Source organism: Solidesulfovibrio sp. C21, from assembly GCF_047785625.1.
Taxonomy (GTDB): Bacteria; Desulfobacterota; Desulfovibrionia; order Desulfovibrionales; family Desulfovibrionaceae; genus Solidesulfovibrio.
On the sequence record NZ_JBLODY010000007.1, the window covers coordinates 23,592 to 36,154 of the forward strand.

At 62.9% G+C, this 12,563-nt stretch carries 15 protein-coding genes; 11 read left to right on the plus strand and 4 right to left on the minus strand.

Features of this window, described 5'->3' with window-relative positions; genetic code table 11:
• Positions 1–117: 117 nt before the first annotated feature.
• The 4 genes from ACMZ6R_RS03935 to ACMZ6R_RS03950 all read right to left on the minus strand — a co-directional run bounded on the left by ACMZ6R_RS03935 (position 118) and on the right by ACMZ6R_RS03950 (position 1,874).
• Positions 118–408: a hypothetical protein gene (locus tag ACMZ6R_RS03935; protein WP_416109580.1), complete on the minus strand. Its 291-nt coding sequence runs from the start codon at positions 406–408 to the stop codon at positions 118–120.
• 32 nt (positions 409–440) lie between these two features.
• Complete coding sequence (locus ACMZ6R_RS03940; RefSeq protein ID WP_416109581.1) at positions 441–758, minus strand: hypothetical protein; 318 nt, start codon at positions 756–758, stop codon at positions 441–443.
• A gap of 538 nt (positions 759–1,296) precedes the next feature.
• Positions 1,297–1,593 carry a type II toxin-antitoxin system RelE/ParE family toxin gene (locus tag ACMZ6R_RS03945; RefSeq protein ID WP_416109582.1) on the minus strand — a complete coding sequence of 99 codons (297 nt, stop codon included), beginning with the start codon at positions 1,591–1,593 and terminating at the stop codon, positions 1,297–1,299.
• Positions 1,581–1,874, minus strand: coding sequence for a CopG family ribbon-helix-helix protein (locus ACMZ6R_RS03950; protein ID WP_416109583.1), 294 nt, complete (start codon positions 1,872–1,874; stop codon positions 1,581–1,583). Before ACMZ6R_RS03950 ends, ACMZ6R_RS03945 begins: the two co-directional genes overlap by 13 nt.
• A gap of 90 nt (positions 1,875–1,964) precedes the next feature.
• Here ACMZ6R_RS03950 and ACMZ6R_RS03955 point away from each other — a divergent pair, with 90 nt between their 5' ends.
• The 11 genes from ACMZ6R_RS03955 (at position 1,965) to ureC (ending at position 12,527) form a co-directional block, all read left to right on the plus strand.
• Positions 1,965–2,093 (plus strand): hypothetical protein, encoded by a 129-nt coding sequence (locus ACMZ6R_RS03955; protein WP_416109584.1) that lies wholly within the window; start codon positions 1,965–1,967, stop codon positions 2,091–2,093.
• Between the two features lie 714 nt (positions 2,094–2,807).
• On the plus strand, positions 2,808–3,545 hold the full coding sequence (locus ACMZ6R_RS03960; protein WP_416109585.1) for a FadR/GntR family transcriptional regulator: 738 nt from the start codon (positions 2,808–2,810) through the stop codon (positions 3,543–3,545).
• A 137-nt stretch (positions 3,546–3,682) separates the two neighbouring features.
• Positions 3,683–4,984 carry an urea ABC transporter substrate-binding protein gene (gene urtA / locus ACMZ6R_RS03965; RefSeq protein WP_416109586.1) on the plus strand — a complete coding sequence of 434 codons (1,302 nt, stop codon included), beginning with the start codon at positions 3,683–3,685 and terminating at the stop codon, positions 4,982–4,984.
• Positions 4,985–5,045: 61 nt separating this feature from the next.
• Positions 5,046–6,662 carry an urea ABC transporter permease subunit UrtB gene (gene urtB / locus ACMZ6R_RS03970; RefSeq protein ID WP_416109587.1) on the plus strand — a complete coding sequence of 539 codons (1,617 nt, stop codon included), beginning with the start codon at positions 5,046–5,048 and terminating at the stop codon, positions 6,660–6,662.
• A 16-nt stretch (positions 6,663–6,678) separates the two neighbouring features.
• Positions 6,679–7,815 carry an urea ABC transporter permease subunit UrtC gene (gene urtC, locus ACMZ6R_RS03975; RefSeq protein WP_416109588.1) on the plus strand — a complete coding sequence of 379 codons (1,137 nt, stop codon included), beginning with the start codon at positions 6,679–6,681 and terminating at the stop codon, positions 7,813–7,815.
• A complete protein-coding gene (urtD, locus tag ACMZ6R_RS03980; RefSeq protein ID WP_416109589.1) occupies positions 7,812–8,603 on the plus strand; it encodes an urea ABC transporter ATP-binding protein UrtD in 792 nt (263 codons plus the stop codon). Before urtC ends, urtD begins: the two co-directional genes overlap by 4 nt.
• A 1-nt stretch (position 8,604) precedes the next feature.
• A complete protein-coding gene (gene urtE, locus ACMZ6R_RS03985) occupies positions 8,605–9,300 on the plus strand; it encodes an urea ABC transporter ATP-binding subunit UrtE (protein ID WP_416109590.1) in 696 nt (231 codons plus the stop codon).
• Between the two features lie 7 nt (positions 9,301–9,307).
• Entirely contained in the window at positions 9,308–10,159 is an 852-nt protein-coding gene (locus ACMZ6R_RS03990) for an urease accessory protein UreD (RefSeq protein ID WP_416109591.1), read from the plus strand.
• Positions 10,160–10,181: 22 nt separating this feature from the next.
• The gene (locus ACMZ6R_RS03995; RefSeq protein WP_416109592.1) at positions 10,182–10,484 is read left to right on the plus strand and encodes an urease subunit gamma; all 303 of its coding nucleotides are present in this window, start codon (positions 10,182–10,184) and stop codon (positions 10,482–10,484) included.
• Positions 10,485–10,507: 23 nt separating this feature from the next.
• On the plus strand, positions 10,508–10,831 hold the full coding sequence (locus tag ACMZ6R_RS04000; RefSeq protein ID WP_416109593.1) for an urease subunit beta: 324 nt from the start codon (positions 10,508–10,510) through the stop codon (positions 10,829–10,831).
• Positions 10,824–12,527 (plus strand): urease subunit alpha, encoded by a 1,704-nt coding sequence (gene ureC / locus ACMZ6R_RS04005; RefSeq protein WP_416109594.1) that lies wholly within the window; start codon positions 10,824–10,826, stop codon positions 12,525–12,527. Before ACMZ6R_RS04000 ends, ureC begins: the two co-directional genes overlap by 8 nt.
• The last annotated feature ends 36 nt before the right edge of the window (positions 12,528–12,563 follow it).

A 12,563-nucleotide genomic window follows, 5' to 3' on the forward strand; every position in this document is an offset into this window, starting at 1 on the left:
AAAAGAAGTAGGCGCAAACTCTGGCCCTTCTCCCGTCCTCCGTTTGGATCTGGCATCGTTGCTCCGTACCGTTTAAGTAGGTTCCTCTCTTCCTGCAGAGTCTCAAGCCCCAAAGCATTATGGCGGGGATTTTTTCTTGGACTGTCGGGCATAGTCGCGCATGAGGGCCACATCCTCTGCTTGAATCAAGCCCCGGTCGAAGGCAATGTGCAAGATCACCTCACGGGAAGCCTGGATGGAAAGCTGTGCATCAAACTTACCGTAATATGTCGCCAACATATCAGCCGTCGCCATATCGTGGTGCATCAAGCGATGACCGGCACCACGATATCTCTTTGCGGCCGCGTCCATGAAGATATGGACCTCGCGCAACGGCTCCACCCCCAGCAGCCAGCGGGTTGCCGCCAAGTGCTCGCGGAGGCCGGAGCGTCCCTTGCGGATCAGTCCTTTTTTTGCAGCGAGTCCTCCGCCTTGTCGAACAACTCCTGGATTTCCTGGTCGCCGTAGCGTTCCTGCAGCATGGAAAACTTGTTCAAGACCCGGGAGTAGCTGTCGGCCCAGACCTTCCAGCGCTCATTGATCGTTCGTACTTCGACTCCGGCCTTTTCGTCTTTTGCCATCTGAATCAGGGAGGTCATCTCCTTTTCCCCGATGAGATTGGTCGGCTTCAGGTTGATCAGGGCCTGGATGTCCCGCTCCATGATCTCCTTGAGCGTCTGGCTGCGGAGAATCACCGAGCGCAAGATCTCTTCGTTCATGGGATGCCTCGTCGTCCTGGGTTGCGGTCAATTTCCAAGAAGCCCTTTGCCATTCGTATGGATCGAGCGAGCAAGGCTGCCAGGGGTGCTGGACAAGTGGAACCTGCTGCCAGCGGGGAGAAGACAGCGCTTGCCGACGCCAGGGAGGGGCTTGAAAGCTGTAGGGCTTAACCACGCGCATGTCCCATGATAAGCGGGACCATGGGGCAGACGCAAGGATCTTTATCCGTGTCGCCGAGCACGAGAAAGACCTGAGCACAACCAGGAACCGCATTCATGTCAACCGCTCCAGTGTCGCGACGAGCTTCTCCAGGACAGAGGCGGAGAAGTCATCACTCGGCTTGAGCAGCTAAAGCCGGCAACGGAATAGCTGCCTTCAGGCGGCCTCAATATTAAGCTTCTTTGAGCGGCTCACACATTGCAAGTCCCGGCAACGCCGGGGGTAGCTGACCTTTCAGCCATTATGTCTAAGAAAAAAAATCCCTAAAACGAACCTATTAGAGCGATAGCGAGAACGCAGGGGACCGAGCCTCGGCTGTTAGTACCCGGATTCTTTTTGGTGGCGCACGGCCAGCACCAGGATAATTTCGGCGTAAACCTCGTAGACCAACACATACCCGGACACGCCGAACGGGATAAGCAATTCTCGGTGTTCCGGGTCTAAATCTTCAGCCGGACGGCCGGCGCTTGGAAATTTTTTCAGAATAGCAGCGTGTTTCCTGATGGTTCCCACTGCGGCCTGCGCGGCGTCTCTGTCCTTTTCGGCAAGGAAACGGTAGGCCCGCTGAACTCCCAGGAGCGCAGAAGGTGACCACACCAGTTTTAAACGTGGCATTGAGGCGGCTCCACATCGTTTCCCGCTTCCAGTTCAGCAAGCCAAGCGTCCGCTTCTTCCGCAGTCGCATGCAGACCCGTCAGCATAAATTCATCATGCGCGGCCCTGGCTTCCTGGCGCAAGGCTTCCCGCTGTTCTTCTCTGGCTACATACGTTTCAAGTGCTTGAATCATGAGTGAGTGAGGAGTGCGTTTCCGAACTTTTGCAAGATTTTGCAGCCGATCCCGCAATTCGACGGGAAGTTTAATACTCGTAGGTGTTGTATGAGGTTGCGTCTGCATGATGACACCCTCCTTTATAGTCTTTTTAACTACCAAGAACTACCTAGTCAAGCTGGAGATTGGCAACGGCTTCTAATCCAGGACAAACTCATGGCTAAGCGCTTCGTTGCGGCCCGGCTTGTTGCAAGTGCGGGGCCCGCTCTTAGCGGCACGGTGGCCAAAAAGGCGATCACAAGAACAAAAAATCGCGATTATATAATCGATAATTATTTGAAATAAAAGAATGTATTAAAATTGTCGGCAAACAGGCCGAACGCGGCTCACGAAACGCCGGGCAGACGACTGGCAGAAGTGGGGCTTATACCTTGATTACGCACGGCACTGGCAGGCGAAGGCGCGGCGCGTTCGTCGAGGGGGGCGAGGTAAAACCGACAATTTTGTTACAGATAAAATACGAAATTGTCGATTTTAGGTGGGTGAAGCGTGACGATTGTGTTAGTCGGCTGGGATAGAAAGCGATAAAAAACCATGCCAGGGGCATTGGGGGCACAATTTTGTGCATGGCCCCGGCCTCGTCTCGGAACCCATCAGTCCGCCTGGAGCCCTTTCCTCCCAAACGCCTGCCAAGCGGCAGGCCGTGCCTTTTTTCTCGGTTCCTGCCTATTTTCGCCCCGGGGACTCTCCCGCCCTGCAGTCCGGCTTATGCCGTCATTGCAGCATGTCTTTTCTATAATAAGCTTAAAATAAACGAGTTATGCGAACGACTTGTTGCGGCCGGCCTTCGCTCCCGACCAGGATCGTGTCGCGCCGTCCCTATGGCGCGCCCTGGCGGCAGTCGGGAAAGGCGCGCGCGCGGCGCGTGAACCGGAAAACGCCAAATCTGGTCTGACCGGCAAGACCGGTATTGACATAAGTACGTTTTCGTTAAAATTTGATGTCGCGTTTTGGTGAAAACACGTTCCTTTTTTAGAGACGACAATTTTGAGACAGCACATGACAGGCTCCAATACCCCGCAAGACGACGGCATGGCTGGCAGCCCGCAAGTCCCCGATCAGAGCGCCATGGACGCGCTCCTGGCCCTGATCGATAGCGGGGACTGGGCCCCTGGCCAGAGGCTGCCCTCCCAGCGCCAGCTGGCCGCGCGCCTGAGGGTGAGCCGGCCGACCGTGCGCGAGGCCCTGGTCGCGCTGGAAACCCTGGGCCGCGTGCGCATCCGCCCCGGCCGGGGCATTTATTTGGCCGGCGAGACGGCGGACCGGTCCCTTGGGGAGGATTGCCGGGGCGCGCGGGCCGACGCGCTGCAGCGCCCCTCCCGGCTGGTCCAGATGTACCAGTTCCGCTATGTGGTGGAGCCCGCCGTGGCCGGGCTGGCGGCGCAAAACGCCACCGACGCCCAGCTTGAGGATCTGAAGCATCTTGCCTCGCGCATGCGCGAGGCCCTCGACGGGGGGGATGCGGCCTTGCTCGTCCGCCTCAATTGCACGCTGCACCATCAGATCGTCGAAGCCGCCAACAATCCGTTTTTCACCAAGTCCCTGGCCCCGTCCCTTTCCCAGCTGATCGAAAACCAGCCGCCCGTGCTTTCCCTGACCGAGGAGGTGGTGGCCGAGCACGAGGCCCTGGTTGAGGCCCTGGCGCTTCATGCGCCGGGGAAGTCCCGCCGGGCCATGCGGCGCCATATCGCGGCGGCGGCGGCCCGGGCCGATATTGCCCTGCATCTGGCGCAGTAGGCGCGCCGGACAGAGATAACGTCGAGAGAGAGGGGATTGGCGCCGGGCGGCATCGTTGCCCGAAAACGCCCGGAGCCGTGGTTTATGGCCGCCCCTGTTGGGGAACGCCGCAACACGTAACGAGAAGGAGAGATTGTATGGGTTTGAGGCACCGAATTTTGGCTTTGTTGTCTTGCCTGGCCGTTTTTGCCTGTGTGCTGGCGTCGCGTCCGGCCCGGGCGGAAGACACCATCAAGGTGGGCATCCTCCACTCGTTGTCCGGCACCATGGCCATCAGCGAGACTTCGCTCAAGGACGTGGCCCTGATGACCATCGACGAACTCAACGCCAAGGGCGGCCTGCTCGGCAAGAAGATCGAGCCCGTGGTGGTCGATCCCGCTTCCAACTGGCCGCTTTTCGCGGAAAAGGCTCGGGAGCTTTTGACCAAGGACAAGGTGGCCGCGGTGTTCGGCTGCTGGACCTCGGTGTCGCGCAAGTCGGTGCTGCCCGTTTTCGAGGAGCTCAACGGGCTGCTTTTCTACCCCGTGCAGTATGAAGGCGAGGAGTGCTCCTACAACGTCTTCTACACCGGCGCGGCCCCCAACCAGCAGGCTATTCCCGCCGTGGAGTACCTCATGAGCAAGGACGGCGGCGAGGCCAAGCGTTTCGTCCTGCTCGGCACGGACTACGTCTATCCCCGCACCACCAATAAGATCCTGCGGGCCTTCCTCCATTCCAAGGGCGTGGCCGACGCCGACATCCTGGAAGTCTACACGCCGTTTGGCCACAGCGACTACCAGACCATCGTTTCCAACATCAAAAAGTTCGCTGCGGCGGGCAAGAAAACCTGCGTCATTTCGACCATCAACGGCGATTCCAACGTGCCGTTCTACAAGGAGCTGGCCAACCAGGGCGTCAAGGCCGAGGACATCCCGGTCGTCGCCTTCTCCGTGGGCGAGGAAGAACTGCGCGGCATCGACACCAAGCCCCTCGTCGGGCACCTGGCCGCCTGGAACTACTTCATGTCCATGCAGAACCCGCAAAACGAGGCCTTCATCAAGAAGTGGCGGGAATACGTGAAGAAGAACAACCTGCCCGGCGGCGACAAGCGCGTGACCAACGACCCCATGGAAGCCACCTACATCGGCATCAACATGTGGGCCCAGGCCGTCAAGCAGGCCGGCACCACCGACGTGAACGCCGTGCGCCAGGCCCTGATGAACCAGCAGTTCAAGGCCCCCGACGGCTACACCGTGGTCATGGACGCGAAGAACCATCACCTGCACAAGCCCGTGGTCATCGGCGAGATCCGTCCCGACGGCCAGTTCGAGGTGGTCTGGAAGACCAAGGGCCCCATCCGGGCCGAACCCTGGAGCCGCTATATTCCGGACAGCGCCAAGAAGACGGCGGATTGGACCTATCCGTGGGTGTGCGGCAACTGTGAAAAGCCCAAGTACTAAACGTGAATTAACCGGAAGCGGAGCGGCGTCCATAGGCGGGCGCCGCTCCCGGAAAGTGCTTATGTTGCGTTTTTTCTCGCAATTGACCGTGGTTGTGGTCCTTTTGGCCGCGGTCGCGCCGGCCGCGCGGGGGCAGGGGGGCGAGGCTGCGGGACTGGCCGGGCTGTGCGCCGGCAGCCGGACCGAGCTTATCGAGGCCGTGGACCGCCTGGGCGCTTCGGGCGCGCCCAGGGACGTGGCCACGTTGCGCGCGCTGCTCGATTACCGCGTCGGGGCCGACGCCGGGGGCCGTTGCGTCATGCTGCCCGGGAAAGAGGGCGGACAGGCCGTCGACCTGGCTTCCGGGAAGGTCGTGGCGGGCGTGGACCACGTGGAACCGCCGCTGGTCAACAACCGCGTGCGTCTTGCCGTCAAGAAAGCCGTCGCCCAGATTAATCTGGCCAACCCCAATCCGTCGGTCCGGCTGGCCGCCGCCCAGGAGTTGCAGTCGTCGCCGTCCGAATCGCAGTTGTCCTCCGTCGAGGCGGCCCTGGCCAAGGAAAAGGATCCCCAGGTCAAGGCGGTGCTGCGGACGATCGTGGCGCAACTCAACCTGGGCAGTCCCGATCCGGCCCGCAAGCTGCGGGCGATCGGCATCATCAGCGAGTCCGGCGACACCGCGCTCGTTTCCAACCTGCGCCAGCTTTTGGCCGCCAAGGACGATCCGGGCGCGGCCGACCCGCGGGTGCGCCAGGCCGCCAAGGCCGCCCTGGATTCCCTACAGCGCAAGGCCGCCGTGGTCAGCCGGCTGGGGGACCTCTTTTTCGGGGTGAGTCTCGGCAGCGTGCTGCTGCTGACGTCCCTGGGACTCGCCATCACCTTCGGGTTGATGGGCGTGATCAACATGGCCCACGGCGAGATGCTCATGCTCGGGGCCTACGCCACCTACATGGTGCAGCAGTCCTTTCGGGCCTATTTTCCGGTCGCGGTGGATTATTATCTGCTGGCGGCCATTCCCTTTTCCTTTGCCGTGCCGTTTTTGGTGGGCATGGCCCTGGAACGCTGCATCATCCGGTTTCTCTACAAGCGCCCCCTGGAAACCCTGCTCGCCACCTGGGGCATCAGCCTGGGCCTGATCCAGGCCGTGCGCCTCCTTTTCGGGGCGCAAAACGTGGAGGTGCAAAATCCCTCCTGGCTTTCCGGCGGTCTGGAGGTCGTTTCCGGCCTGACTCTCACCTACAACCGGCTGGCCATCATCGTTTTCACGGCCTTTGTGGTCTTTTTGTGCTGGTTTCTGCTCAACCGCACGACGCTCGGCCTGCAGGTGCGGGCCGTGACCCAGGATCGCGACACGGCCAAGGCCATGGGCATCTACACCTGGAAAATCGACATGTGGACCTTCGCCCTGGGCTCCGGCATCGCCGGGCTGGGCGGGCTGGCGCTTACCCAGGTCGGCAACGTCGGACCCGAGCTCGGCCAGGGCTACATCGTGGATTCCTTCATGGTGGTGGTTCTTGGCGGCGTGGGCAAGCTCATCGGCACCGTGGTCGGGGCTTTGGGCCTTGGCGTCATCAACAAGGCGCTTGAACCTTTCATGGGCGCGGTGCTCGGCAAGATCATCGTCCTGGCGCTTGTCATCGTCTTCATCCAGAAACGTCCCCAGGGCCTTTTCGCCTTCAAGGGCCGCGCTTCGGACTGAGCCCAAGGAGCCTTTCATGTTTCGCCAAGTATGGAATCTGCAATCCCGTACGGCCTGGACCGTCACCTTCGTCCTGGCGGCGCTGGTCTTCGTGGTCGCGCCGGTGCTCAATCTGGCCGTGCCGGAAGGCGCGGCGCTGCACCTGCCCAATTATATGGTCCAGCTTCTGGGCAAATTCCTGTGTTTCGCCATCCTGGCTTTGGCCCTGGATCTCGTCTGGGGCTATACCGGCATCCTAAGCCTCGGCCATGCCCTCTTTTTCGCGCTCGGCGGCTACGCCATGGGCATGTATCTCATGCGGGCCATGGCCGGGGAGGGCGTCTACCGCTCGAAGCTTCCGGACTTCATGGTCTTTTTGGACTGGAAGGAGTTGCCCTGGTTCTGGCTCGGCTTTGACCACTTCTGGTTCGCCTTGTTGGTCATTCTCGTCGTCCCGGCCCTTTTGGCGCTCATCTTCGGCTTTTTCGCCTTTCGTTCGCGCATCAAGGGCGTGTACTTCTCAATCATCACCCAGGCGCTCACGTATGCGGCCATGCTGCTTTTTTTTCGCAACAACACCGGTTTCGGCGGCAACAACGGCCTGACCGACTTCAAGCGGCTGCTGGGCTTTTCCCTGGCCGAACCGGCCACCAAGACCGGGCTTTTCCTCTGCTCGGGACTGGTGTTGCTGCTTTTTTACCTGCTGTGCCGGGCGGTGACCGCCTCCAAGCTCGGCCGGGTGCTGACCGCCGTGCGCGACGCCGAGTCGCGGGTGATGTTTCTCGGCTACGATCCCCTGCGCTACAAGCTCTTCGTCTGGACGCTTTCGGCCTTTATGTGCTCCGTGGCCGGGGCGCTCTACGTGCCCCAGGTCGGCATCATCAACCCCAGCGAGATGGCTCCGGCCAACTCCATCGAAATCGCCATATGGGTGGCCCTCGGTGGCCGGGGAACCCTTGCCGGACCGCTCCTCGGCGCGTTCGCCGTCAACGGGGCCAAGAGCGTCTTCACGGCCCTGGCCCCGGATTTGTGGCTGTTCGTCCTGAGCGCCATCTTCATTTTGGCCACGCTCTTTTTGCCGCGCGGCCTGCTGGGGCTTTTGACCGTCGGCCGCAAAAAGTCCGTCGACGGCGGGGGCGGCGACGCCGCTTCCAGGGCGGAGGCCAGGGCATGAAAAGCGTCAGCTCGGTCAATTACGCCAAGCCCGAGGCGGTGATTTCGGATTCGGGCGTCATTTTGTACGTGGAAAACGTCAGCGTCAGCTTCGACGGCTTCAATGCCCTGACCGATCTGTCGTTGTGTGTGGACGAGGGCTGCCTGCACTGCATCATTGGTCCCAACGGGGCCGGCAAGACCACCTTGCTCGACATCATTACCGGCAAGACCAAGCCCACCGCCGGCCGTGTGGTGCTGGGGCAGAATTTGGTGCTCACGGATCTAAGCGAATGGGAAATCGCCCGCATGGGCGTGGGACGCAAGTTCCAAAAGCCCACGGTTTTCGAAAATCTGACGTTGGACGAGAACCTGGAACTGGCCTTTGCCTGCGACAAGGGGGTGCGGCCCACGCTTTTCGCCAAAAAGACCAAGGCGCTGCGCGAGGCCACCGACGAGACCCTGGAAACCATCGGCCTTGCCGCCGAGCGCCGTCGTCCGGCCGGGCTCCTGTCCCACGGTCAGAAGCAGTGGCTGGAAATCGGGATGCTTCTCATGCAGGCGCCCCAGGTGCTGCTTCTGGACGAGCCGGCCGCCGGCATGACGCCGCACGAGCTGGACGTGTCCGTGGCGTTGCTCAAATCCCTGGCCGGCCGGCACACGGTGGTGGTCATCGAACATGATATGGAATTCGTGCGGGCCATCGCCCAGCGTGTCACCGTGCTCCACGAGGGCCGGGTGCTGGCCGAGGGCAACATGGATTTCGTCCAAAACGACCCGCGCGTGGTCGAAGTCTACCTGGGGGCCTGACGTGTTGCGTATCGAGAGATTGTCCCAGGCCTACGGCGGCAGCCAGATCCTCTGGGATGTCGACCTGACCCTGGAGCCCGGCGACTGCGTGTGCCTCATGGGCCGAAACGGCGTGGGCAAGACCACGTTGCTCAAGGCGCTGATGGGGCTTTTGCCCCTGCGTTCCGGGAAGATCCTGTTCGACGGCCTGGACCTCACCCGGCTTTCGGCGCCCATGCGGGCCCGAAACGGCATCGGCTACGTGCCCCAGGGCCGGGACATCTTCCCGCGCATGACCGTGGAGGAGAACCTCCGGGTGGGGCTGGTCGGCCGCCGCGACGGCCTGCGGACCGTCCCACCCTTCATTTTCGATCTCTTTCCGGTCTTAAAGGACATGCTCGGCCGCCAGGGCGGCGACCTGTCCGGCGGCCAGCAGCAGCAGCTGGCCATCGGCCGGGCCCTGGCCTGCGATCCCAAGCTCATGATCCTGGACGAGCCCACGGAAGGCATCCAGCCCAACATCATCAGCCATATCTGCGACGTCATCTCCAGGCTCAACCGGGAAATGGGCTTGACCGTGCTGTGGGTGGAGCAGAAACTTCCCATCGCTCGACGACTCGGCAAGACCTTCCAGCTCATGGACAAGGGCCGCATCGTGGCCTCGGGGGCCATGGCCGCCTTGGACGACGAACTGATCAACAAGCATCTCAAGGTGTAGGCATTTTATGGACGCGGATGCTGGCGAGACGTGCGACGCGTGCTGGCGGGCCCGGCTCGACCTGTGTTTTGCCGCCCGTGCCGGCCGCACGGTCCTGGCCGGGCGGCGGCACGAGGGGCCGCTTTGCGTGCAGCGCCCGTTTTATCCGGAAGGCCCCGGAGTCTGCCATGTCTACGTGCTGCATCCGCCAGGCGGGGTGGTCGGCGGCGACGGATTGCGCCTCGATCTGACTGTGGAGGCAGGGGCCCGGGCCCTGGTCACCACGCCCGCAGCGGCCAAGATCTACCGCTCCGCCGGGGCCGAGGCCGTCATTGACCAGCGCTTTGCCGTGGCCGACGGCGCCTCGCTCGAATGGCTGCCCCAGGAAACCATCGTGCACGACGCCGCGCGCGCCAGGCAGGAAACCCTGGTCGAGCTTGCCGGCGACGCGTCCTTTGCCGGCTGGGAGATTTGCTGCCTGGGACTGGCGGCGGCGGGGGAAGGCTTTGCGTCGGGTTTTTTCGGCCAGGGCCTGCGCCTTGTCCGGGAGGGGCGGCCGCTTTTGGCCGACCGCTGCCATTTTCACGGCGGCGCGGACATGCTCGATGCCGCCTGGGGACTTGGCGGCGACAGGGTGTGCGGACTTTTCTGGGCCACCGCACCAATGGGCGCGGGGCTGCCCGAGGGGGACGCGGCCTGGCTTGCCGAAGCGGTCGGCCCCGGTCCGGCCGCCTTCGGCGTTTGCGACGGCCTGCTCGTCGGGCGCTACATCGGACGGGACGCCTGGGAGGCCAAACGCCAGTTCGGCGCGGCCTGGGCGCTTTGGCGCACGCGGGTGGTCGGCCTGCCCCCGTGTCCGCCGCGCATCTGGAACACCTAATAACCACAGGCGAGGGGGAGTCATGCACCTGACGCCACGCGAAAAAGACAAGCTGCTCGTATTCACGGCCGCCCTCGTGGCCGAACGCCGCCGGGCCAGGGGGCTTAAGCTCAACCATCCGGAGGCCGTGGCCCTTATCACCGCCGCCATCCTGGAAGGAGCCCGCGACGGACAGCCCGTCGCCGCGCTCATGGAATACGGCCGCACCATTCTCGGCCGTGACGACGTCATGGAAGGCGTTCCGGAAATGCTCCACGAAATCCAGGTGGAGGCGACTTTTCCCGACGGCACCAAGCTGGTCACCGTCCATAATCCCATTCTGTAAGCAGGAATGTCTGGAGGCTCACCTTGATACCCGGAGAAATGATTGTGGCTGCGGGAAAAGTAGCCCTCAATGTCGGGCGGGAGACCGTGCGCGTGGAAGTGGCCAACACCGGCGACCGGCCGGTCCAGGTCGGGTCCCATTTTCATTTTTACGAGGTCAACGAGGCCCTGCGCTTCGACCGCGAGGCCGCTCTGGGCCGTCGGCTGGACATCGCCGCCGGCACGGCCGTGCGCTTCGAGCCCGGCCAGAGCCGTACCGTGACCCTGGTGCCCTATGTCGGCGACCGCCTTGTCTACGGATTCGGCGGCAAGATCATGGGGCCCGTGGAGGAGGCGCGTCATGGCTGAGATCACCCGTCAGGCCTATGCCGAGATGTATGGCCCCACCGTCGGCGACAAGGTGCGCCTGGCCGACACCGACCTCGTCATCGAAGTGGAAAAGGATTTCGCCATCCCCGGCGAAGAGGTCAAATTCGGCGGCGGCAAGGTCATCCGCGACGGCATGGGCCAAAGTCAGCGGCCCGACATCGAGTGCGCCGACACGGTCATCACCAATGCCCTGATCCTCGACCACTGGGGCGTGGTCAAGGCTGACATCGGCATCAAGGCCGGCCGCATATCCGGCATCGGCAAGGCCGGCAATCCCGACGTGCAGCCCGGGGTGGACATCATCATCGGCCCGGGCACGGAGATCATCGCCGGCGAAAACCTCATCGCCACCCCCGGCGGCATTGACAGCCACATCCATTTCATCTGTCCCCAGCAGGCCTGGGAGGCACTCTATTCCGGCGTGACCACCATGCTTGGCGGCGGAACCGGGCCTGCCGCCGGCACCAACGCCACCACCTGCACCCCCGGCCCCTGGCATCTGGCCCGGATGCTCCAGGGGGCCGACAGCCTGCCCGTCAACATCGGCCTTTTGGGCAAGGGCAACGCCAGTCAACCCCAGGCCCTGGACGAACAGATCGCGGCCGGAGCCATGGGGCTCAAGCTCCACGAGGACTGGGGCACCACCCCGGCCGCCATCGACTGCTGCCTGTCCGTGGCCGAGCGCCAGGACGTCCAGGTGGCCATCCATACCGACACCCTCAACGAATCCGGCTTCGTGGAATCCACCCTGGCCGCCTTCAAGGGCCGCACCATCCACGCCTACCATACCGAGGGCGCGGGCGGCGGCCATGCGCCGGACATCATCAAGGCCTGCGGCGTGGACAACGTGCTGCCGTCCTCCACCAATCCGACGCGTCCCTACACGGTCAACACCATTGACGAGCATCTCGACATGCTCATGGTCTGCCACCACCTGGACGCCTCCATTCCCGAAGATGTGGCCTTTGCCGAATCGCGCATCCGGCGGGAAACCATCGCCGCCGAGGACATCCTGCACGACCTTGGGGCCATGAGCATGATCGCCTCGGATTCCCAGGCCATGGGCCGGGTGGGGGAGGTCATCATCCGCACGTGGCAGACCGCCCACAAGATGCGCGTCCAACGTGGTCCCCTGGCCGGCGAGACCGGGGACAACGACAATCTGCGCGCCAGGCGCTATCTGGCCAAGTACACCATCAATCCCGCCATCGCTCACGGCATCGCCGGCGAAGTGGGCTCCCTGGAGCCGGGCAAGTTGGCCGACATCGTGCTGTGGGATCCGGCCTTTTTCGGCGTAAAACCCGATATGGTCATCAAGGGCGGCATGATCATCGCCGCGCCCATGGGCGACCCCAATGCCTCCATCCCCACGCCCCAGCCCGTGCATTACCGCACCATGTTCGGGGCGCTCCCCAACGCCTTGGCCCATACGGCCGTGACCTTCGTGTCCAAGGCCGCGGCGGCGGCCGGCGTCGGGGAGCGTTACGCGTTGCGCAAGCCCGTGTCGGCCGTGTCCGGCTGCCGGGGACTGCGCAAAAAGGATATGGTCTTAAACGACGCCCTGCCGGTCATTGAAGTTGATCCCCAGACCTACCAGGTCCGGGCTGATGGAGAACGGCTTGTCTGCGAGCCGGCCAAGGTCCTGCCCCTGGCCCAGCGCTATTTCCTGTTTTAAGGGTGGAGGGCGTGGGGGTGTTCGGGATGGACAGGG

Coding starts and splice junctions, on each gene's coding strand:
- ACMZ6R_RS03940 (WP_416109581.1), bottom strand. CDS start 758: ATGAACGAAGAGATCTTGCGCTCGGTGATTCTCCGCAGCCAGACGCTC.
- ACMZ6R_RS03945 (WP_416109582.1), bottom strand. CDS start 1,593: ATGCCACGTTTAAAACTGGTGTGGTCACCTTCTGCGCTCCTGGGAGTT.
- ACMZ6R_RS03950 (WP_416109583.1), bottom strand. CDS start 1,874: ATGCAGACGCAACCTCATACAACACCTACGAGTATTAAACTTCCCGTC.
- ACMZ6R_RS03955 (WP_416109584.1), top strand. CDS start 1,965: ATGGCTAAGCGCTTCGTTGCGGCCCGGCTTGTTGCAAGTGCGGGGCCC.
- ACMZ6R_RS03960 (WP_416109585.1), top strand. CDS start 2,808: ATGACAGGCTCCAATACCCCGCAAGACGACGGCATGGCTGGCAGCCCG.
- urtA (WP_416109586.1), top strand. CDS start 3,683: ATGGGTTTGAGGCACCGAATTTTGGCTTTGTTGTCTTGCCTGGCCGTT.
- urtB (WP_416109587.1), top strand. CDS start 5,046: ATGTTGCGTTTTTTCTCGCAATTGACCGTGGTTGTGGTCCTTTTGGCC.
- urtC (WP_416109588.1), top strand. CDS start 6,679: ATGTTTCGCCAAGTATGGAATCTGCAATCCCGTACGGCCTGGACCGTC.
- urtD (WP_416109589.1), top strand. CDS start 7,812: ATGAAAAGCGTCAGCTCGGTCAATTACGCCAAGCCCGAGGCGGTGATT.
- ACMZ6R_RS03990 (WP_416109591.1), top strand. CDS start 9,308: ATGGACGCGGATGCTGGCGAGACGTGCGACGCGTGCTGGCGGGCCCGG.
- ACMZ6R_RS03995 (WP_416109592.1), top strand. CDS start 10,182: ATGCACCTGACGCCACGCGAAAAAGACAAGCTGCTCGTATTCACGGCC.
- ureC (WP_416109594.1), top strand. CDS start 10,824: ATGGCTGAGATCACCCGTCAGGCCTATGCCGAGATGTATGGCCCCACC.